The organism is Neisseria sp. P0009.S007, assembly GCF_051962515.1.
In genome coordinates, this window is record NZ_JBQCVF010000972.1 from 1 (window position 1) to 352 (window position 352).

Annotated in this window: 1 protein-coding gene; it reads left to right on the forward strand. The window is 30.1% G+C overall.

The genetic code is table 11. The annotated features are described in order from the left end of the window. Positions 1–352: hypothetical protein (locus tag ACTHS3_RS17370; RefSeq protein ID WP_440368684.1), on the forward strand; the 352-nt coding region annotated here is incomplete at both ends.

Sequence of the window (352 nt, forward strand, 5' to 3'; positions counted from 1 at the left end):
ATTATAGATGCATTCTATACAAAAGCTCTTAAGGATAATCCTGACTTAACTGTTGATTATTCTTGCCCTATAAGTGTTTTTGTTACCTTATTTGATGATTGTGATGAATTGGATGGCAGAAGAATTATTTTTAACTCATACCATAGTAAATATCCAGATACAATTTTTCTAATGCAGAAAAGGGAATTGTTTCTTGGTAATGATTGGAACTTAGAGCAAAGCTTAAGAACAGATTGGGAGAATCTTACCCCCAATAATTTGGGATATGGCTCATTTTACAATGATGGAAATATCAGTAAATTAGAAGATGATCTTTTTTATACAGATGGATTACTTTTTTATCGGATTATAT